The sequence below is a fragment of the Maridesulfovibrio frigidus DSM 17176 genome (assembly GCF_000711735.1).
Taxonomy (GTDB): Bacteria; Desulfobacterota; Desulfovibrionia; order Desulfovibrionales; family Desulfovibrionaceae; genus Maridesulfovibrio; species Maridesulfovibrio frigidus.
The window spans coordinates 525,367-545,035 of the sequence record NZ_JONL01000002.1; the positions used below are offsets into that span (position 1 = coordinate 525,367).

Sequence of the window (19,669 nt, forward strand, 5' to 3'; positions counted from 1 at the left end):
ATCTGATGAAAAAAATATCTTTGCCTGGGCCCAGAGGGCTGGCTTTTGACTGCGTATCCAAAGCCTTAGAAGGGGGACAGGACGCTCAAGCCGTGCTGGACACCGCCCTTTCATCATCTGGCCTTCCTCAGCGGGACAAAGGTTTTATTACCGAAATTTTATATGGCTACCTGCGTATGAGAATTCGCCTGCAAGCTGTCCTTAAATGTTTTCTATCAAACCCCGATGGACTTCCTGCGCCAGTATTACAGGTTCTTGGGATTGCTTCTTATGAAATTCTACACATGGATGTTCCAGCCTACGCATCAGTAGATTGGGGCGTTGATTCCGTAAAAAGACTCACTCAGGGCAAACTCGGCGGACTCGCAAACGCAGTGCTTCGTAAAGTTGCACGCGCGGCTGACGACGGCGTTGATATCGAATTTTTCCGCAGAAATATTCATGACGAAATGAAAGCTATTTCCGCATTCTATGCCTGCCCACAGTGGATTGTTGAACTTTGGCTCGAAAGCTACGGCAGAGAAAAAGCTATTCAGTACCTCGAAGGACAGATTAATGCTCCTGCCGCTGGATTTGCAATCGACACCAATGACGATGCAGGACAGGAAGCGGCTTCAACTCTGCTCCAGCAAAAGGATTACATCGCTACAGATGGCGAAGGTTTTGCTTTCCATTCAGGATATCGCCCAGCCGCCCTTACAGGATTACCTGAAAACGTGCTGAGCAGACAGAGTTATTCCGCAAGGGTTGCTCTATCCATACTTGAACCTGCAAGCTGGCCGACTCCCGTATGGGACGCATGTGCTGGGCGCGGCGGCAAGTCAAGATACCTGAAGCACAATGACATTAAGCCGGTACTCGCAAGCGACCCGCATCTCGGACGACTCAGAGCACTGAAAGAAGAATTCCCGTCGATATCAACTTTCAGAGGATCTGCAATCAATCCTCCACTGGCAGAAGGTTCAGTTGGGACAGCTTTGTTGGACGTACCATGTTCAGGGCTTGGAGTTCTATCAAGAAGGCCCGACACGAAATTTAAGCGTACGCCGGAAGACGTAAAGTCTCTGGTTCTATTGCAGTCAAAGATTCTCGATAATGGCTGGAAAACTGTGAAGAAGGGCGGTATGCTTGCATACATAACATGCACGCTGAATCCTGCCGAAAACGGTGGTCAGATCGCTAACTTTTTGAAACGCAACAAAGACGCTAAGCTCAAAAAAGAATGGACAACTTCACCTGAATCATTGCTCAGAGAATTTTTCTACTCAGCATTGATTGAGAAAGTATAATTACAATCAAAGCTATCGAATTTAAATCAATAAAAAAGCCGCTTATTTGAAATAAGCGGCTTTTTTATTGAAATTTGTATTAGATTTTAAGAGTAGATAAAAGAATTTATCCCTTTGGCATTTTGTTAATATAATCTAAAAATTTTGCTGCTTCAGCATGATCAGCATTTATAGAAAGAGCCTTTTGCAAATGCTCAGTTGTTTTCTCCAGAACGCCTTTTTCATAATAAGCTCTGGCCATATTATAGTGCAAATTCTCATCATTTGCGGTCATTTCAAGGGCACGGTTATAGTAATCAATGGCCTGATCCTGCATACCTGTTTTTCTCAGGTTGATGCCGAACTCATTGAACAGATGCTTATGTTCAGCTTCAAAAGCGGCATCAAGCCCCACAAGCCTCTCAAAAATATCATTAGCCTTACTGGTTTCACCGCGATCCATGTACGTGAGACCAAGCCCGAAGTTTGCCCGTACATTCTCTTCATCTACGTCCAGAGCATTCTGAAACTCAAATTCTGCGCTATAAGTTGCTCCGGCCTGACGTGCTTTTTCACCACGCTGAATAGTGCCACTGAGCTCTTTCATTTTAGGGTAAACGTTAGAAACGTAAAACTCTGGCTCCGGCAAATATTTCGCAAGGAAGTCATCCATGTTGACAGAAGTCTTAGGACCTGCAGGAATATAGCTGGTGTTCAGGGGTTGAACTTCAATCTCTCCCTGATCGTTTTCTTGGACCATCCAGTACATTTTACTGATTGTTCTACGGACTGTAGAACCAGTCCCAATCTTTTGTACGTTCTGGCTAGAAAAAACACCTTGTATTTTTTTTCGTCCCGTCTTTGCTTCTGCATCAGCCATTTATTATTCCCCGATTTTTTCAATAATGTATCGGTAATCATAGATAATTTTTACAAGGAAAGCCACTAACATTTTATATTCCTATATCATCATTTCACCTAAAATTTTACCCCCTAAAAAATATTATAATTATCAGCTAATTTAGTTCTTCATTTTTCTGCAACTAAAGTTTACTGTGCCTGCCGGGTGGCATTCATATAAATTTTTAATCCTGCCATTTATTACACAAAGGAAAAACTGTATTCTTTATTCTAACCACTCAGAATAATTAGCATTTACAGCCTTTGAGCTTTCACAAAGCACAAGGCAGAAATAAAGACGTAGAGGGCGACATGACTAAAGCAAAAGTTGGACACCGCATCAAATCATTCAGAGAAAAACAGAACATATCCTTAGAAGATTTTTCAAAGCGAACCGGACTTAGCACCGATTTCCTTGAAGCTGTTGAAGAAAAGGATAAGTATCCATCACTTGGCCCGCTATTAAAAATAGCTCGAGCTCTCGGTGTAAGACTTGGAACATTTCTCGACGATCAAGTCAGCAAAGACCCTCTCATCGTCCGCTTAAGTGAACGTCAGGAAGAACTGACTATGCATTCCGAAAAGGAAGAAAAAGCGTCCATGAAATACTTCGCCCTTGGAAAAGGGAAAAGCGACCGCCACATGGAACCCTTCTTCATCCAGATTGAACCTAGTAATGATGAGCATGAACTCACTTCCCACGAAGGCGAGGAGTTCATTATTGTTGTCTCAGGCCAGCTTGAAGTGGTCTACGGCAAAGAGACCAGCATCATTGAAGCAGGCGACAGCACATATTTCAATTCAGTAGTTCCCCACAGCGTTGCAGCATACGGCAACGAAAAGTGTGAAATCTACGCAGTATTGTATTTCCCAGAATAAGAGCAGAAAGCGGAGAATCACATGGAAAAATCACATTTAAGGGAAATTACTCTCGGCGGACTTCTGGACGAAGCTGTTGAAAAATGGCCTGACAACGAAGCTGTCGTATACGTTGACCGTGACTTCAGGCTTACATACCGCGAGTTCGGAGAGTTGGTTGATGAATTGGCCATGGGGCTTATGGCTCTGGGCATTAAAAAAGGCGAAAAAGTCGCTATATGGGCAACAAATGTCCCTTACTGGGTCGCATTACAGTTCGCTACAGCTAAAATCGGCGCTGTTCTGCTTACAGTTAACACTTTTTACCGCACAACCGAGTTGGAGTATCTGCTCAAGCAATCTGAATGTGAAAACCTCGTCATCATCGACGGGTTCCGCGAGATTGACTACCTGGATACTACCTATGAGCTTATCCCCGAACTCAAAACTCAGGAACGCGGCTACCTTAACAGTGAAAAGTTCCCTGAACTAAAGAGAGTCTTCTTTCTCGGTCAGGAAAAACATCGCGGCATGTACTCCATGCCTGAGGTTATCAATCTTTCTGCTGTTGTTTCAGAAGAAGAGTACGAAGAAAGACAGGCGACCCTTAACGCGCATGACGTAGTCAACATGCAGTACACATCGGGAACCACAGGCTTCCCCAAAGGCGTACAGCTGACTCACTACAACATCGGCAATAACGGTTACTGGATCGGTCAGAATCAAGGTTTCACTTCTAAAGATAGATTGTGCTTACCTGTTCCACTCTTCCACTGCTTTGGCTGTGTGCTTGGAGTTCTGGCAGCGGTCAACCACGGAACGACTCTCGTCATCCTCGAAGGATTTGACCCTCTTTTGGTCATGGCTTCAATTGATCAGGAAAAGTGTACCGCCCTTTACGGCGTACCAACCATGTTCATTGCCATTCTCGACCACAAGCTCTTCAAGAAGTTCGACTACTCATCCTTGCGTACAGGAATCATGGCAGGCTCGCCCTGCCCTGTAGAAGTTATGAAGATTGTCATGGACAAAATGAACATGAAGGACATCACCATTTGTTACGGCTTAACAGAGGCTTCCCCTGTTATGACGCAAACTCTTATGAGTGATAATCTTGTTCGTAAAACCGAAACTGTCGGCCGCGCCATGCCGGAAATTGAAGTAGCAATAATTAACCCCGAAACAGGTGAAATGTCCGCCACCAATGAAATAGGTGAAATCTGCTGTCGCGGTTACAACGTGATGAAGGGCTACTACAACAACCCCGAAGCCACTACCGCCAACATCAATATGGACGGCTGGCTACGCTCAGGCGATCTCGGAGTTATGGACGAGCACGGATATGTTACTGTCACAGGCCGGTTGAAAGACATGATCATTCGCGGTGGTGAAAACATATACCCTCGCGAAATCGAAGAGTTCCTCTACACAATGGAAGGAATTCTCGACGTGCAGGTTGCAGGCGTTCCGAGTGAAAAATTCGGCGAGCAAGTTGGTGCTTTCGTTATCTTGAGAGATGGCGCAGAGCTATCAACTGAAGATGTTATGGATTACTGTCGTGGCAAAATAGCCAAGTACAAGATACCAAAATTCGTCGCTTTCTTAGATGCATACCCAATTACCGCAAGCGGTAAAATTCAGAAGTATAAGCTTAGAGACTTGGCAGCCGAACTTTTCCCTGACGCATAGGGACAAGAGAACAACTACCAGTTTCAAACTAGAAATATAATGAGGAGCTTTGCCTGAATCCGGCAAAGTTCCTCTCTTCAAAGTAGGATTCATCCATAAATCAGGGAGACTGTATGAGTAACAATCAGACGCATAAAGACATTGCCCCGCGCCTCAGAGGAATCAGAGACGCAGTGGACATGACTGTGGAAGAACTGGCTGAAAAAGTCGGTGTAGAAGCAGACCTCGTTGGAAAATACGAGTCAGGCGATATTGAAATACCCGTCAGCTACCTTATGGATGTTGCGCACATCTGCGGGGTGGGCCTTACAGCTCTGATTTCCGGAAGTGAATCACACCTCACAAACTATACGCTGGTCCGCAAAGGCAAAGGTTTTGATGTTGATAGGCGCAAAGACTACGCATACAAAAACCTTGCGTCCACCTTTGTCGGCAGACGTATGGAACCCTTCATGATTGAGGTTCCCGCTAAAGAATCCTTTGATCTAAACTTCACTACTCATCGCGGTCAGGAATTCATCTACGTGCTTGAAGGAAGGCTCGAACTGCGACTTGATGACAGCGTATTAGAACTCGAAGTCGGCGATTCCCTCTATTTTGATTCAAATACACCTCATGCACTCCGCGGCCTAGATGGCAAACCTGCCCGCATGCTTGACGTAATCCTCTAATCCGTATCTGGAGCAACTACATGCCAATCATGCAAAAACATAAATTCGGCTCCTATTCGGAGTTCTGTGAGAAATACAAAGTTGAAGTCCCCGACAATTTCAACTTTGCATATGACTTTGTAGACGTTGTGGGGGCTGAAGACCCTACCCGCCTTGCAATGATCCACATTGACCCTGACGGCGTACGTGCGGAAAAAGATTTTGAATTCTTCTCCAAGGCATCTTCAAGACTAGCCAACGCGCTTACTAAAGCAGGAATAGGCAAAGACGACAGGGTTATGATTATCCTATACCGCCGCATAGACTGGTGGGTTTCTATGCTAGCCTGTCATAAAGTCGGAGCTGTTCCAGTTCCATCTCCAAACCTGCTGACAGTTAAAGACATTGAATTCCGTGTAAATTTCGCAAAGATCAAATCCATAATAGCTGAAGATACTGTTTCTGAAAGAGTAGAAGAAGCAAATGCAAACTGCCCATCCTTAAAGGTTCTTATTCAGGCCGGAAAAGGCAAGCTTGCTGAAGGTTGGTTAGACATGGACGGCATATGTGCCGCCAACTCTGATTCCTTCCCACGCCCCGCTGACAGCGCAGGCGGAGACGACTCTTTGCTTATCTTCTTTTCTTCAGGAACCACAGGGCCGCCCAAGATGGTGGAACATACCCACAACTACCCGCTTGGACATTACACAACAGGCGCATACTGGCACGATCTTGAGCCGGGCTCTATCCACCTGACTCTAGCCGACACAGGCTGGGGCAAGGCTGTATGGGGTAAATTCTACGGCCAGTGGATGGCCGAAGCAGTTGTCTTCACTTGGGATTTCCGTGGTAAATTTGATCCAAATGAACTTTTGCAGGTTCTTGTTGACCACAAGGTTACATCCTTCTGTGCGCCGCCAACTGTATACAGATTTATGATTCGCCAAGATCTTTCGAAATACGACCTTTCCGCACTCACCCACTGCACCACAGCAGGTGAACTCCTTAACGCGTCAGTATTCGAAGAGTGGAAAGAAGCAACAGGGCTGCCACTATACGAAGGGTATGGTCAGACCGAATCAACTTTACAGATTGCCACATTCCCCAACATGACCCCAAAACCGGGCTCAATCGGTAAGCCATGCCCCGGATGGGACATTGCGCTGATTGATATGGAAGGCAACATGTGCGCCGCTGGTGAAGAAGGGCAAATCTGCGTTAAGGTAGACCCTGCTAAGCCGCTAGGGCTCTTCACTGGATATCTGGACGAACCTGAAAAGACCGCAAACGTCATGGTAGACGGATATTACCAGACTGGCGACAAAGCTTGGATGGACGAAGACGGATATTACTGGTTCCTAGGTAGAACTGATGATCTTATTAAAAGCTCAGGTTACCGCATTGGACCTTTTGAAGTTGAAAGCGCTATCCTCACCCATCCTGCAATCATCGAATCAGCCGTAACGGGCGTTCCTGATCCGGTTCGCGGACAGGCTGTTAAAGCGACTGTTGTTCTTGCAGAAGGTTACACAGGATCGGACGAGCTGACTAAGGAACTACAGAACCACGTTAAGAAGGTTACTGCTCCTTACAAGTACCCACGAGTTATCGACTACGTTACTGAGCTACCTAAGACCATCAGCGGCAAGATTAAACGCGCTGAAATCAGAGCTAAGGACGAAAAAAAGTATAAATAAGGTCTAGCGAAAACTGCAAAGCTTTTGCTGTCGCAGTTTTTGAATCAGTTTCCATTAAATCCCTTTGAGGCTAACGCTTCGAAGGGATTTTTTTGTTTATCGCACTTTATTACACATTTTTTCACAGCCGGACCTGACTCGGCTTAGTCAGGTCCGGCTTATCGATTATCTTGAAGTTTGAATAGAGGCAAAAAAGGCTAAACAACTTTTTGTTTAGCTAACCTTAAAACAAACTTTATCAAGGAGGATTGAACTGTGGGAACTTTATCTGATTTCATTTTGAAAGAGAAAAAATGGGATGACTTATCTTTATCATTGAGAATGTACGGTAAGAACGAACCGCCTGAAATGCAGCTTGAGAACATGTATGAGCTGGTTTCCCGCGCAAATGGAACAAGATTCGAAGAGCCAAGATTCGAGCAATCAGAGTTTTCGCATTCCGACCGCATGTACCCGTCAATGATGAAACCAGAAGTCAAAAGCAGATGGGATCAGCAGAAGCGAAGCTATGAACAGGAACGCGATCAGTACAAGAAAATAAAAAGATTCGCACATGCCAATTTCATGTCCGAAAACCCCAGTCACCCGCTTACGCAAGGTTTGACTAAAACAAGTTACGGGCAAGAAGTTTATTCTGAGCTTGAACAGCTTATGCGACACCAAAACCAGCAGAGACAACAGGGACAGCAGCACTCCGGACCGCAATCAGGTACTGGAAAGTCAATTCATGACGAAATGAAGCGGGATTCAGTTGATCTGCGTGGAGCAACGGATCAGCTCGTAAAGTTTACGTCACCAGAATCGGATGAAGTCTTTGCGGCTCTGGCTACTGAGCGTGATGAAACAGGGAGAGTCGTAGACAAATCTTTCGCGTCCGCGGAAAGCCAGCACGAACTTAATTATAAGTACGATTCCGAAGGTAGACTCATTACGACTTACTACTTCGGCAAGGCTGTTGAAGTTTACGGATACAACAATCAGGGTCAGCGCACTCAGTCCCATGTTACGGGTGGCAAGCTTAGCAACTACACGTACAACCAGATTGGACAGCTAGTTCAGGCGGGAACCACAACATACCGCTATAATGGAGATGGTGACTTAGTTGAGAAAAACGAGTCGGGGCAGATTACGCGTTACAATTACCTGACCACGGGACAGCTTTGTGAAGTCATCTTGCCGGACGAGTCGATCATCAAATATCGTTTTGATGAAAATGGATTGCGCACCGAAAAGCTGATCAACGACAAGCTTTACCAGCGTTATCAGTGGGCTGATTTGACAACTCTGGCTGCGGTTGAGGATTCGACAGGCACGACCCGTTTTCAATACAACGAAGATGGCGATCCTATCGCTATGGCAAAAGGCAAAGATGTTTACTTGCTAGCAACTGATCAGCTCGGTAGTATTTTTACTGTTGCCGACATGGATGGGAATAGTTTACAGGAAGTTCTATATGGATCCTTCGGCAGAAGGACTCAGAATAGTAATCCCGATCATGATTTATACTTAGGTTTTGCCGCTGGACTGCACGATAAAGATACGGGATTAATTCACTTCGGCTATCGTGAATACGACCCTGCCATCGGCAGATTCATTACTCCCGACCCTATGGGATATGATGGCGGGGATGTGGATGTTTATGGTTATTGTCTCGATGATCCGATTAATTTCCATGATCGGGTTGGGCTGGCACAGGTTCATGAAAGACGATTGAAGGGACTTGAATTCTTAGATGAACCAAGTGGTAAAATTCTTAAAAAAGTTCTACACACAACAACAAATCTTGGCCGCCTTGCAAAGGCTTTCCCTGAGAAATTTGATCAACTTCTTGACGACAACAATATTAAACTTAAGCATGAGTTTATAAAATACGATAATGCCGATGAAACCAAGGATGAAAAGACTAATTCAGGATTTTCTAATGAAGGCGTTACACATGATGAAGTGGGCAAATCTACTCCGATAGGAAAACACTTTGACGACAAAATCGCACGACAGGCTGAAAAAAATATTAAGAAATCTGGAAAATATACACCAGAAAAATATAGAGCAATGGGCAATAACTGTCAGAACTTTACTGAAGATCATGCTAATGAGTGTGAAAACATTCAAAAAAAAGAGAAGAAGTAACAATTAAAAAAGGGGAGGACTCCACGTCCTCTCCTCTCTACATGAGGATATATGAAAATTTTAGCTGCCATCTATGTAGTCTTAGGTTTCACACTTGCCATTTATATATATAATTCCAATGTATTTCAGGCAAATTTTATGGGAGATCGATACTATAAACACATTTTTGAAGGCCATTTTGATGCGTCCCAAAAAGGTGAACGGCTATCTATACCGATTAACTTCAAATACAATGCCGAGTATGACCTTCGACTATCAATACCTACAGATGATATAAGGCCATTTTATTCTGAAAAAGGCACTTTAAATTATAAATTTACATCCAGAGGAAAAGTTTTAGAGAAAGGAGTGACTCGTTCTCCGTCTAAAACAGGATATTACAGCGCTTCCCCCGATGGCCCACTTTCTGCTGTGCTATTACGATTTAATTTGCCATTTCCAGAAGCTGGAGATGATTTAGTTCTAGTCATTGAAGCAGTCAATCCGCTGACCGCTTTAAGTAAATATTCTGGGTTCATTATTTGCACAGTAGAACCATCTTTGATGAAGTAGCCTGACATTACCTGTTAGCACTGATTTCCCCTTAAGACGGTTTGTACATATAGAGCATTGAGCTTGATTATAAGTAAGTCATTGTAGCCCCGTACCCCAAAAGTGCGGGGCTTACTATTTTTCAGCTAACGAGAATATGATCCTGCCATCGGGCGGTTTATTACTCCTGACCCTATCGGCTTAGCTGGCGGGGACGTGGATGTTTATGGGTATTGTCTCGATGATCCGATTAACTTTGTGGATCGGACGGGACTAGCTGGTGAGAGTGAGGAGGAAGCGGACTTAAGTACTTGGCAAAAAATTATTAAAATTAAAGAAATATATGAGGAAGAGTCGGAGAAAAGAGGAGCAGGCAATCATAATAATGAAGGCGATGCCATAAGACATGCTGAAACTAGCAGAAGAATCGCTGAGATTGCTGGGGAATCAGTGAGTAAAACTCTTGGAGACCTCAACGAAGTGAAGGGAAGACTTGTAGGTCAACCGGAAGCTGAAAAAGCAATGGATTTGCACAATAATGCTGAAGGAAGAGCTGCTGCTCGAGAAAAAAGACCTGTTAACAAAAAAAATCTTCAAACGCATCCCAAAAAGGATGTCGACAATTCAACTGTAGGTTATTACTAAAACAAATGATAAAAAATGAGAACATAAAACCACCTAAAATGACATATAAAGCGACCTATATTGGCTTATTGCTTTCATTGTTGGCAGTAGGTTTCATATTTAGCCTTCTCTTTCCGGCAGGGGCTGGGGTAATCGTCGTCCATAATGAAAGTGGGCAGGTCGTAAAAGATGTTGTTATAATGGCTAGGGCCACTAAAATTACAACAAAAAACATGCAAAATGATGAGATTGTTTCAGCCTTCTTTAAAAAACCAGATGAGTCTGGCTACGAAGTTACTGTTACTTTTGACTCAGGTAAAATACTAACTCTTCAATCAGGTTATTTGCTTAGTGGATATGATCGGTGTGATTTATTTACTATTACAAAAGATGAAATTACGCATAAGGATGTAATTCGTTTGAAGATGTAAGAACACTCTTTTACGGATTAATTAATAAAGTTAAAATATGAAAAAAATGTTACTGTGTTTGGCTTTACTGTTTTTTGCTCCATGGCTTGGGCATCAATTTGGAGAGGTCTTTAGTGGCGAAAATAGCATGGTTGTTTTTTATAACCAAAGTGGGTTTGATATACAAAATGTACTATTAGATGTGCACAATGAACATTATGTTATTCCCGAAATAAAAAAATCCAAGCTAGGGTTCGTTAAACATCCTTTTCAGGAAGAACTAGTATATACAATCTCATTGACGCTAGCATCAGGGAAAAAATTAACCATCACCACAGAAGAGTTATATACCAAGAGGTACAATCTATTTGTTGTTACAAAAGACGGAATAAAATATCAAAAAACAATAAAAATGGATGTGGTATATCCTGACGATGCTCCTTCTATTTATACCTACACAAAAAACACAATACTCCTTTTTTATTCTTTATTAATGTCTCTAATCTCTTCTTAACACAAAGCCCCGCACCCAAAAAGTGCGGGGCTTACTATTTTTCGGCCACCGTAAATACCCCCCTGCCATCGGGCGGTTCATAACTCCTGACCCGATTGGCTACGATGGTGGGGATGTGGATGTTTATGGATATTGCTTGGATGATCCGATTAATTTCCATGATCGGGTTGGGCTGGCACAGGTTCATGAAAGACGATTGAAGGGACTTGAATTCTTAGATGAACCAAGTGGTAAGGCTTTGAAGAAAGCTCTTCATGCAGGTACACCAATCGGTCGAATTACTAAGGCATTCCCGGGTGCGGTTGATTGGCTAATGGATAAGGGTAATGTAAAGCTTAAGCATGAATTTATAAAATATGACAAAGCTGATCTAGAGAAAAAGGAAAAAACAAATTCAGGTTTCTCAAAAGGTGGAGTTAAGCATGATGAAAATGGAGTTAGTGCTCCCATAGGCGAGCATTTTGATGATAAAGCAATGCGTCAAGCTGAGAAAAATATTGAGGCAAGTGGGAAGTACAAAAAAGGAAAATACAAGGAAATAGGTAACAACTGCCAAGACTACACCGAAGATGTTACAAAAGAGTGTAGGCGTATACAGAAGAAAGGGTAAAATTAATTTTGACTAAAAAGAGAGAGGAGAAATCCTCTCTCAAATTGTGGGGAAATATGAAGACGTTAGCAATCGTCATCTCTATATTTATTTTAATGTTCATGGTCTACTCGACTAATGTTTTCAAAGCTTATTTTATGTCTGATAAGTATTACGAATCTATTTTTGAAGGGAATTTTGATCCGAGCATAAAAGGAGCATCTGTCAAAATTAATCTTAAACATAAATATGATGCTGAGTATTCATTGTTTATAACTGTACCTGAACATCTTTCTGTAGAACTGCGTACTGAAAAAGAGGTATTGCATTACAAATTTGTATCAAACGGAAAAACGCTTAAAGAAGGGCTAACAGACAGCCCTTTTGGTGCAATGGGGTACAGTTCATCTCATGATAATTATTGCTCTGCGCTCTTGCTAAATTTCATTTTACCCTATCCTGGCGCTTCAGGAGACGTAACCCTCGAATTGAAATCCGAGAATCCAATGTCTTCGTTACATAAATATGAGGGTGAAATTATGATTAGCATCATGCCAGCATCTTTAAAATAAAGTTCTCTCTTTCATAAAAATCGCAGCATTAGCTGCCCCCCCCGCACCCAAAATGTTCGGGGCTAACTATTTTTCGGCTACCGTAAATACACCTCTGCCATCGGGCGGTTCATAACTCCAGACCCTATGGGATATGATGGCGGGGATGTTGATGTTTTGCCGTAGTATTGGACTATTACCTTCACCCCAAAACAAAGAGGTACAGTCGACAAAAATAGTACGAAGGAGAATTAAAATGTCAAAGAAGATTCTAATGATTGTCGGCGACTTTGTTGAAGATTATGAAGTGATGGTTCCTTTTCAGGCTCTGCAAGCTATGGGCTTTGATGTAGATGCTGTTTGCCCCGGCAAAAAGGCTGGAGAACAGATCGCTACAGCTATTCACGACTTTGAAGATCACCAGACCTACCTCGAAAAACCAGGTCATAATTTCACCCTCAACGCAAACTTTGACACAGTTAAAAGCGAAGATTATGCTGCTCTTGTAGTCCCCGGCGGAAGAGCGCCAGAGTATTTGCGTTTAAACGAAAAAGTGCTCGAACTGGTTCGCAGTTTCCCTGAATCAGATCGCCCTGTGGCCGCCATTTGTCATGGACCGCAGCTTCTTGCTACCGCCGGAGTGCTTAAAGGCAAAAAAGTTTCAGCATACCCTGCCTGCGCACCCGAAGTTACTATGTCTGGCGGCGAATATGTGGATATAGCTCTTGATGATGCAATTTGTGATGGAAAACTTGTAACTGCTCCAGCTTGGCCAGCCCATCCGAAATGGCTGAGAACCTTTGTTGATGTTATAAACAAAGGATAACAAGACAAAAAAAAGGACTCCCATGTGTGAGATATACTCTTCTACGCCACCACCTGAGTATGAACAAATCACCCGCTCTGTCCGGCTAAACGGGCTTGTCACCAGCATCCGCCTTGAGCGTCGGTTCTGGGCAATACTTGATGATGTGGCGAAACAAGAAGAACTCTCGCTGGGTAAATTTCTAGCGACGCTCCACGAAGAAGCTTACAGCGTACATGGTGAGATATCTAATTTTGCATCTCTACTACGCGTAGTTTGCACCACATACCTTGTTAAGTATCAGAGCGCCGAAGCTGTCGCTTAAAGAATATAAATATCGATCCTCAATAAGCCCTTGATGAGATACATCAAGGGCTTTTTAATGGCGTAATATCTAAAATTAAACTAAACAGACTCCATCAACGACAAGAACTAGTTACATCAACCTGCAACTCTATCGCCTGAAAGTAAGTAATGAAACTAAATACCGACAATATAGATACAGATAAGATCCTGCTATTTTTGCAAAAGCTACCGACCACACTTGCGGCAATTCTGCTCATCACTTGGAGCAAGCCATATTCCAGAGAGTTGCCTGTACCTGAATTTTGGGGCTATGCGCTCACAATGCCTATGCGCATCGGTATTGCGGCACTTGGTGGCGCATTTTTATATTTCAGCCTTTTCTATATAAAAGCTAAAAAGCCTAAAGCTGTAGAAATCTACGACGACCAAATCTGCTCAAAATGCAGCAAAGTTTATATGGCTGGATACGCTGACAAAGGGGCTATGTGTGCCGAATGCGACATCCCGCTGGAACCGCTTGCAGGATTCTATGAACGGCATCCTGAATTAAAAGATATTGAAGATCCTCCTCCCGCAAAAGAGGACGACACAAAATAGCTAAATCTGCCTCGACTTCGGTCGGGGCATTTTTTTTTGATAACCCTCTTGACCTGTCTATGGCTTTACAGTGCAATATAGATTTCAACATCGGCTGATAAACATGAACGAGGCACTCAATGGACACCAAAAATAACATCAACAATAAATCATCTGCACAATCAGCATTGACGGTTGGCAGGCTTGCGAAAAAGTTTGGACTATCGAGATCCACTCTTCTTTACTACGACACAATCGGACTGCTTTCTCCTTCATCACATATGAAAGGGGAATACCGAACCTACTCGGGTAAAGAAGAACAACGACTTGAGCAGATATGCCATTTCCGCAAGGCTGGAATTCCATTGAAAGATATCAAGCGGATTCTGGACACTCCTGACACTCAGCTTTCAGCGGTACTTGAGAACAGGCTCAAAGAATTAAACGATGAAATAGCATCACTGCACGAACAGAGGCAGTTTATTTCCGGTATTTTGAAAAGCTCCCCTAGCGTGAATGTTTCAGGGCAGCTCAGTAAAGAGCTGTGGACAGAACTACTGCGAAGCTCAGGATTCAGTGATGCGGACATGCAGGACTGGCATAAAGCTTTCGAAAAATCGCACCCTGATAGGCATCAGCAATTTTTAGAATATCTACAAATTCCTAACGATGAAATTGCGCTTATTCGGAAATGGTCTGTTGAGCGCGACTAATTAACATTACCAATTGAATAAGATCTGCAGATCTTACGCATATAACTATAATTCATTAAAGCTTTAGCGAATTCCAAAAAGACAAGAGGTTAGCAACATGGGTATGAGCAGTTCTGAGAACTTTACTAAGGAACAATGGGTTGAAGTCTTCAAAGATGCCGGGTTTAGCGATGGCGATATGCACCGTTGGCATATTGCATTTGAAAAACTTTATCCTGCTGTCCATCAGAAATTTTTAGAGCACATACATGTGCCTGAAAATGAAATAGGAAAAATTCGAGAGTGGGCCAAAGCTTAAAAATCAGATTGATGTTTTGGACAAACACTAAACAAACAAAAGGGGCGGAAAGCATTTGCTTTCCGCCCCTTACTAAATAGCTATCAACAATCGTTGCATAACGACTAAATCATCAAAAATAATATATATTAAACTTCATCATATCAGTACCTTTAATTACAATTAAGAAACTACCAACTTTGATACCACAACAATTACTTATCAAATTACGGGCTAACTGAATTGCTAAATAACTAGCAATACCATTCTCTAAACTACTTGCTCTGCAGCAACCTAGCGCCAGGTTCAACATCTCTAGTAACCCAAACGTTACCGCCGATTACGGAACCAGCGCCTATGGTTACACGTCCCAAAATTGTCGCACCGGAATATACAATTGTATTATCCTCAACAATTGGATGACGAGCAATTCCTTTGATAAGCTTGCCGGAATCATCCTGAGGAAAGCTCTTCGCCCCCAAAGTAACCCCTTGATAGAGACGAACGTTGCTACCAATGATACAAGTCTCACCAATAACCGTACCCGTTCCATGATCGATGAAGAAATGGTCTCCAATCTGCGCACCGGGGTGGATATCAATTCCTGTTTTAGAGTGAGCCATCTCACCGATAATACGGGGGATTAAGTCCACTTCTAGCTTGTACAATTCATGAGCGATGCGGTGATGAGTCAGCGCAGTGATGCTCGGGTAACAGAATATAGTTTCACCCGGGCTTTTAGATGCGGGGTCTCCAACATACGCGGCTTGAACATCTGTTGCTAGCAGTCTGCGCATTTCAGGAAGAGTTTGCATAAATTCTGCGGCGATACGCTTAGCCGCGGTCTCGCAATCAGTGCACGTGCGGTCATCTGTATTGCAAAAGAAACAGTGCCCGCGCATGACCTGCTCAACCAAGATTCTGTACGCAATATCGAGACTGCCACCAACGTGGTAGCGCATGGTCTCCGGCCTTATTTCAGAATCTCCGAAATAGCCGGGGAAAATTACAGCTCTGAGACGTTCCACAAGTTCGCTGAGAGCTTCAAGAGAAGGCATCGGGCGATCATGCTCAGGCATATGATATACAGCCTGATAGGATTCTTCTTCACACAAAGCATCTACAACATCTGACAACATTGAACTTCCGATTTTAGTTACCATATATTAACCTTAGTCCTGAAAAAGTGCGGTGCTTAAATACCGTTCACCAGTGTCGGGAACGATAAAGACCACGATCTTATCTTTATTTTCTTTACGTTTTGAAATTTCGATTGCCACATGTGCTGCTGCCCCTGCGGAAATACCGCACAAAATGCCTTCTTCTTTGAGTAACCGACGGGCCATGGCAAGAGCGTCCGCATCGTCGACTCTAACGATTTCGTCTACGATATCCGTCTGGAGAACCTCCGGCACAAATCCCGCGCCGATCCCTTGAATGCCATGAGGGCCAGGCGATCCGCCTGATAATACTGGTGACTTAGATGGCTCTACGGCCACGATTTTAACATCAGGGTTGCGGCTTTTCAGAACAGAACCGACTCCGGTTACAGAACCGCCTGTTCCCACGCCAGCCACAAAAATATCAATTTTACCGTCAGTGTCCCGCCAGATTTCCTCTGCGGTACCTGTACGGTGAGCTTTCGGATTATCAGGATTAGCAAACTGCATAGGCATGAAAGAATCTGCTGTCTCTTCAGCAATTTCGCGAGCCTTGTTAATAGCACCCGCCATACCTTTAGGAGCAGGTGTTAAAACAAGTTCTGCTCCAAAACCTTTGAGCAAATCTTTGCGTTCCTGACTCATGCTTTCCGGCATGGTCAAAATAAGTTTGTACCCTTTTACGGCACAAACAAAAGCAAGCCCTAGACCAGTATTACCACTGGTAGGCTCAACGATGACAGTTCCTTCTTTAACGTCACCGCGCTTCTCTGCTTCCTCAATCATAGAAACACCAATACGATCTTTGACGGATGAACACGGGTTGAAGAACTCGAGCTTTGCCACAACTGTTCCCAGACAGCCTTCTGCAGTCCGGCCCAGTTTGACCAGTGGAGTGTCTCCGACCAGAGAAATCATTGATTCATGTATGTTCATCTGTCCCTCGTTTCAGTTTGGCGCGCGAATAGGCGTTTACGTTTCTATAATTAATAAATCTGCGTACATGTCAGACTTATTTTCTTGATACAAATAGGTAGCAACTGATTATGCCTAGTCAACCACCATAAAAAAATACGGACGAGAAACTCGTGTAAAAGATTTCTCGTCCGTATTGATAATTTATCTTAAATCATAACCTTCAGTCCTAATGATCATCAACCCAGTCCAACCCTTCATCGCCGCGACGGAATGGTGAAAACTCACGCAATCTGCTGATGATCGGTGGAAGTTCCTTAAGAACCAGATCAATATCTTCGTCAGTGTTGTAAACCGACAAGGAGAATCTGAGCGAACCGTGTGCATAGGTGAAAGGTACACCCATTGCGCGCAGTACGTGCGAAGGTTCGAGACTGCCGGAAGTACAGGCAGAACCGGAACTTGCACAGATCTTAAACTGATCAAGCAGAAGGAGCATTGCTTCACCTTCAATGTACTTGAATGCGATACTCAAGGTGTTAGGCAATCTTGCTGCCTCAACCCCATTAATCATCGCATCAGGGATAGAAGCCATAAGGCCCTTTTCAAGCCTATCACGCATGGCTCTGACTCTGGTATTCTCTTCATCAATATGGCTAACAGCCAGATCCATGGCCACACCAAGGCCGACAATGCCCGGAATATTTTCGGTTCCGCCTCTACGTCCAAGCTCCTGATGTCCACCCAGCATAAACGGCCTGAATGGAGTATTGCGGCGTAAGTAAAGAGCACCTACGCCCTTAGGGGCGTGAATCTTATGTCCAGAGAGAACCAAGTAATCGACAGGCAACTTCTTAAGATCAAGAGGAATCTTACCCACGGCCTGAACCGCATCAGTATGAAACAAAACGCCCCGTTCCTTTGTGATCTCAACCAGCTCTTCGATAGGGGAAATTACGCCGGACTCATTATTAGCATACATAACAGAAACAAGAGCGGTATCAGGCCTGATGGCCTCACGAAGATGATCAGGGTCCATGCGCCCTTCGGAATCAACTCCAAGCAAGGTAATTTCATACCCCTTACGCTCGAGATGCTTGGCTACATTTAAAACAGCCGGATGCTCAACACGGGTAGTGATGATATGCTTCTTAGTCGGCTGTGATTCAATGGCGGAATGAATAGCGGTATTATCGCCTTCTGTTCCACATGATGTGAAAATGATTTCAGAAGGCTCACATCCGAGTCCCGCTGCAACCTTTTCACGAGCTTCAGACAAGTACTTACCGGACCTGCCGCCAAGTCCATGCATGCTGGAAGGGTTACCATACTCTTCTTCCAGTAAAGGTATAATTGCTTCCTTTACTTCAGGAGCGACCATAGTCGTTGCGTTGTTATCAAGATATACTGGACGCATCTTACGCCTCCCGCACGGTTATGGCTTCTTCAACTGTTTCCTTCAGCCTGCGCTCAACGAAATCCTTGAGAGTTACACCGCTGGAAGGACAGCCTACACAAGCTCCGCGTAAAGAAACAATAACTTCTGTTCCTTCGATATCTATAAGTTCTATATCACCGCCATCCTTATGTAAGGCAGGGCGTATTTCTTCATCAATAGTCTGGGAAACAAGCTGAAAACGCTTGATATTAGTAAGCTTAACAGGCTCTACAACAAGAGGCTTAAGATCTAGCTCTGTCACGCCAAAGCGGATTTCATCGATTATTTCACCGATCCGCTCATGACAGTCCTCACAGCCTCCGCCAGCCTTGGTGAAGTTGGTAACTTCTTCAAGAGTGGTAAGCTTGTTGTCGATAACTGCGCGCTTGATCTGTAAATCCGTAACGCCAAAGCACTTACAGACAATTTCACCTTCGGGCGCTGGGGCTGCTTCTTCTCCCCTGTAACATCTAATGGCGTCCTCAAGAGCTTCCTGCCCCATCACAGAACAGTGCATCTTTTCCTTAGGCAATCCACCGAGAGCGTCTGCGATATCCTGATTAGATACCTTTTCAGCATCCTCAACAGTCATTCCCTTTACCATCTCAGTGAGCACCGAGCTTGAGGCAATGGCGCTGGCACAACCAAATGTCTGAAACTTTGCGTCTTCAATAACCCCATTATCATCTATCTTAAGGAACAAGCGTAATGCATCGCCACATGAAAGACTTCCGACTTCGCCGACAACAGTATCATCGCCTTCAATAGTTCCGCTATTCTTTGGATTCAAAAAATGTTCTCTGACCTTATCTGTATATTCCCACATGATATCCTCCGAATCCCTCTTGCAGGGATGAATTATTTTATGAAGCCGGACAGTTTACACAGACCGGACAACTTTGTTATATTGAAAATATACGCACTTCTCAGATATTGTGAAGATAAAATTAACCTAATCCATTTCAGATATGGTACAACTTTTCACAACAAGTAAGCTTTACCATTTATATTCCATACCTTTTTGGTATAGATTATTCTACGCCCAAACCTTTTGGTTCGCAACAATAA

The 19,669-nt window shown here is 43.7% G+C and carries 22 protein-coding genes and 1 pseudogene; 18 read left to right on the forward strand and 5 right to left on the reverse strand.

Going from position 1 to position 19,669, the window contains the following annotated elements; genetic code table 11:
• The first annotated feature begins 5 nt into the window (after positions 1-5).
• Positions 6-1,289 carry a transcription antitermination factor NusB gene (locus BR06_RS0106605; RefSeq protein ID WP_031481516.1) on the forward strand — a complete coding sequence of 428 codons (1,284 nt, stop codon included), beginning with the start codon at positions 6-8 and terminating at the stop codon, positions 1,287-1,289.
• Positions 1,290-1,395: 106 nt separating this feature from the next.
• Here BR06_RS0106605 and BR06_RS0106610 read toward each other — a convergent pair whose 3' ends face one another.
• Complete coding sequence (locus BR06_RS0106610; protein WP_031481517.1) at positions 1,396-2,148, reverse strand: tetratricopeptide repeat protein; 753 nt, start codon at positions 2,146-2,148, stop codon at positions 1,396-1,398.
• Between the two features lie 332 nt (positions 2,149-2,480).
• Here BR06_RS0106610 and BR06_RS0106615 point away from each other — a divergent pair, with 332 nt between their 5' ends.
• The 17 genes and pseudogenes from BR06_RS0106615 (at position 2,481) to BR06_RS0106690 (ending at position 15,109) form a co-directional block, all read left to right on the forward strand.
• A complete protein-coding gene (locus BR06_RS0106615; protein ID WP_031481518.1) occupies positions 2,481-3,047 on the forward strand; it encodes a helix-turn-helix domain-containing protein in 567 nt (188 codons plus the stop codon).
• A 21-nt stretch (positions 3,048-3,068) separates the two neighbouring features.
• Positions 3,069-4,715 (forward strand): AMP-binding protein, encoded by a 1,647-nt coding sequence (locus tag BR06_RS0106620; RefSeq protein ID WP_031481519.1) that lies wholly within the window; start codon positions 3,069-3,071, stop codon positions 4,713-4,715.
• Positions 4,716-4,828: 113 nt separating this feature from the next.
• Positions 4,829-5,386 (forward strand): helix-turn-helix domain-containing protein, encoded by a 558-nt coding sequence (locus BR06_RS0106625; protein WP_031481520.1) that lies wholly within the window; start codon positions 4,829-4,831, stop codon positions 5,384-5,386.
• A 29-nt stretch (positions 5,387-5,415) separates the two neighbouring features.
• The gene (locus BR06_RS0106630) at positions 5,416-7,062 is read left to right on the forward strand and encodes an AMP-binding protein (protein WP_031481522.1); all 1,647 of its coding nucleotides are present in this window, start codon (positions 5,416-5,418) and stop codon (positions 7,060-7,062) included.
• 255 nt (positions 7,063-7,317) lie between these two features.
• Positions 7,318-9,192 (forward strand): RHS repeat-associated core domain-containing protein, encoded by a 1,875-nt coding sequence (locus BR06_RS19650; protein ID WP_031481524.1) that lies wholly within the window; start codon positions 7,318-7,320, stop codon positions 9,190-9,192.
• 51 nt (positions 9,193-9,243) lie between these two features.
• On the forward strand, positions 9,244-9,744 hold the full coding sequence (locus BR06_RS0106640) for a hypothetical protein (protein WP_031481526.1): 501 nt from the start codon (positions 9,244-9,246) through the stop codon (positions 9,742-9,744).
• 141 nt (positions 9,745-9,885) lie between these two features.
• A pseudogene (locus tag BR06_RS20920) lies at positions 9,886-9,987 on the forward strand (RHS repeat-associated core domain-containing protein); the annotation flags it as partial.
• A complete protein-coding gene (locus BR06_RS0106645) occupies positions 9,982-10,368 on the forward strand; it encodes a DUF6973 domain-containing protein (protein ID WP_407637423.1) in 387 nt (128 codons plus the stop codon). The pseudogene BR06_RS20920 and the gene BR06_RS0106645, both read left to right, overlap by 6 nt.
• A 5-nt stretch (positions 10,369-10,373) precedes the next feature.
• Complete coding sequence (locus tag BR06_RS0106650; protein WP_156952670.1) at positions 10,374-10,778, forward strand: hypothetical protein; 405 nt, start codon at positions 10,374-10,376, stop codon at positions 10,776-10,778.
• Between the two features lie 37 nt (positions 10,779-10,815).
• Positions 10,816-11,271 (forward strand): hypothetical protein, encoded by a 456-nt coding sequence (locus BR06_RS0106655; RefSeq protein ID WP_031481532.1) that lies wholly within the window; start codon positions 10,816-10,818, stop codon positions 11,269-11,271.
• Positions 11,272-11,293: 22 nt separating this feature from the next.
• Positions 11,294-11,881: an RHS repeat-associated core domain-containing protein gene (locus tag BR06_RS0106660; protein WP_084154044.1), complete on the forward strand. Its 588-nt coding sequence runs from the start codon at positions 11,294-11,296 to the stop codon at positions 11,879-11,881.
• Positions 11,882-11,937: 56 nt separating this feature from the next.
• Positions 11,938-12,432, forward strand: coding sequence for a hypothetical protein (locus BR06_RS0106665; RefSeq protein ID WP_031481536.1), 495 nt, complete (start codon positions 11,938-11,940; stop codon positions 12,430-12,432).
• Between the two features lie 235 nt (positions 12,433-12,667).
• Positions 12,668-13,237: a DJ-1/PfpI family protein gene (locus BR06_RS0106670; RefSeq protein WP_031481538.1), complete on the forward strand. Its 570-nt coding sequence runs from the start codon at positions 12,668-12,670 to the stop codon at positions 13,235-13,237.
• A 22-nt stretch (positions 13,238-13,259) separates the two neighbouring features.
• Entirely contained in the window at positions 13,260-13,541 is a 282-nt protein-coding gene (locus BR06_RS0106675) for a ribbon-helix-helix domain-containing protein (RefSeq protein WP_031481540.1), read from the forward strand.
• Positions 13,542-13,690: 149 nt separating this feature from the next.
• On the forward strand, positions 13,691-14,119 hold the full coding sequence (locus tag BR06_RS0106680; protein ID WP_031481542.1) for a hypothetical protein: 429 nt from the start codon (positions 13,691-13,693) through the stop codon (positions 14,117-14,119).
• A gap of 119 nt (positions 14,120-14,238) precedes the next feature.
• Entirely contained in the window at positions 14,239-14,811 is a 573-nt protein-coding gene (locus BR06_RS0106685; protein ID WP_051676948.1) for a MerR family transcriptional regulator, read from the forward strand.
• 97 nt (positions 14,812-14,908) lie between these two features.
• On the forward strand, positions 14,909-15,109 hold the full coding sequence (locus BR06_RS0106690) for a MerR family transcriptional regulator (RefSeq protein ID WP_156952671.1): 201 nt from the start codon (positions 14,909-14,911) through the stop codon (positions 15,107-15,109).
• A 254-nt stretch (positions 15,110-15,363) separates the two neighbouring features.
• On the opposite strand, the gene epsC is transcribed toward BR06_RS0106690, so the two are convergent.
• The 4 genes from epsC to nifU form a co-directional block, all read right to left on the reverse strand.
• Positions 15,364-16,251 (reverse strand): serine O-acetyltransferase EpsC, encoded by an 888-nt coding sequence (gene epsC / locus BR06_RS0106695; RefSeq protein ID WP_031481548.1) that lies wholly within the window; start codon positions 16,249-16,251, stop codon positions 15,364-15,366.
• A gap of 9 nt (positions 16,252-16,260) precedes the next feature.
• Positions 16,261-17,184, reverse strand: a complete 924-nt coding sequence (gene cysK, locus BR06_RS0106700; protein ID WP_031481550.1) for a cysteine synthase A — start codon at positions 17,182-17,184, stop codon at positions 16,261-16,263.
• 208 nt (positions 17,185-17,392) lie between these two features.
• On the reverse strand, positions 17,393-18,580 hold the full coding sequence (nifS, locus tag BR06_RS0106705) for a cysteine desulfurase NifS (RefSeq protein WP_031481552.1): 1,188 nt from the start codon (positions 18,578-18,580) through the stop codon (positions 17,393-17,395).
• A gap of 1 nt (position 18,581) precedes the next feature.
• Entirely contained in the window at positions 18,582-19,427 is an 846-nt protein-coding gene (gene nifU, locus BR06_RS0106710) for a Fe-S cluster assembly protein NifU (RefSeq protein ID WP_031481554.1), read from the reverse strand.
• Positions 19,428-19,669: the final 242 nt, after the last annotated feature.

What these genes read in the sequence shown, in the direction of transcription:
- nifS (WP_031481552.1), bottom strand. Translation starts at nt 18,580, where the DNA reads ATGCGTCCAGTATATCTTGATAACAACGCAACGACTATGGTCGCTCCT.
- BR06_RS0106675 (WP_031481540.1), top strand. Translation starts at nt 13,260, where the DNA reads ATGTGTGAGATATACTCTTCTACGCCACCACCTGAGTATGAACAAATC.
- BR06_RS0106650 (WP_156952670.1), top strand. Translation starts at nt 10,374, where the DNA reads ATGATAAAAAATGAGAACATAAAACCACCTAAAATGACATATAAAGCG.
- BR06_RS0106605 (WP_031481516.1), top strand. Translation starts at nt 6, where the DNA reads ATGAAAAAAATATCTTTGCCTGGGCCCAGAGGGCTGGCTTTTGACTGC.
- BR06_RS0106620 (WP_031481519.1), top strand. Translation starts at nt 3,069, where the DNA reads ATGGAAAAATCACATTTAAGGGAAATTACTCTCGGCGGACTTCTGGAC.
- cysK (WP_031481550.1), bottom strand. Translation starts at nt 17,184, where the DNA reads ATGAACATACATGAATCAATGATTTCTCTGGTCGGAGACACTCCACTG.
- BR06_RS0106640 (WP_031481526.1), top strand. Translation starts at nt 9,244, where the DNA reads ATGAAAATTTTAGCTGCCATCTATGTAGTCTTAGGTTTCACACTTGCC.
- BR06_RS0106630 (WP_031481522.1), top strand. Translation starts at nt 5,416, where the DNA reads ATGCAAAAACATAAATTCGGCTCCTATTCGGAGTTCTGTGAGAAATAC.
- BR06_RS0106665 (WP_031481536.1), top strand. Translation starts at nt 11,938, where the DNA reads ATGAAGACGTTAGCAATCGTCATCTCTATATTTATTTTAATGTTCATG.
- epsC (WP_031481548.1), bottom strand. Translation starts at nt 16,251, where the DNA reads ATGGTAACTAAAATCGGAAGTTCAATGTTGTCAGATGTTGTAGATGCT.
- BR06_RS0106670 (WP_031481538.1), top strand. Translation starts at nt 12,668, where the DNA reads ATGTCAAAGAAGATTCTAATGATTGTCGGCGACTTTGTTGAAGATTAT.
- BR06_RS0106680 (WP_031481542.1), top strand. Translation starts at nt 13,691, where the DNA reads ATGAAACTAAATACCGACAATATAGATACAGATAAGATCCTGCTATTT.
- BR06_RS0106655 (WP_031481532.1), top strand. Translation starts at nt 10,816, where the DNA reads ATGAAAAAAATGTTACTGTGTTTGGCTTTACTGTTTTTTGCTCCATGG.
- BR06_RS0106625 (WP_031481520.1), top strand. Translation starts at nt 4,829, where the DNA reads ATGAGTAACAATCAGACGCATAAAGACATTGCCCCGCGCCTCAGAGGA.
- BR06_RS0106690 (WP_156952671.1), top strand. Translation starts at nt 14,909, where the DNA reads ATGGGTATGAGCAGTTCTGAGAACTTTACTAAGGAACAATGGGTTGAA.
- BR06_RS0106610 (WP_031481517.1), bottom strand. Translation starts at nt 2,148, where the DNA reads ATGGCTGATGCAGAAGCAAAGACGGGACGAAAAAAAATACAAGGTGTT.
- BR06_RS0106685 (WP_051676948.1), top strand. Translation starts at nt 14,239, where the DNA reads ATGGACACCAAAAATAACATCAACAATAAATCATCTGCACAATCAGCA.
- nifU (WP_031481554.1), bottom strand. Translation starts at nt 19,427, where the DNA reads ATGTGGGAATATACAGATAAGGTCAGAGAACATTTTTTGAATCCAAAG.
- BR06_RS0106615 (WP_031481518.1), top strand. Translation starts at nt 2,481, where the DNA reads ATGACTAAAGCAAAAGTTGGACACCGCATCAAATCATTCAGAGAAAAA.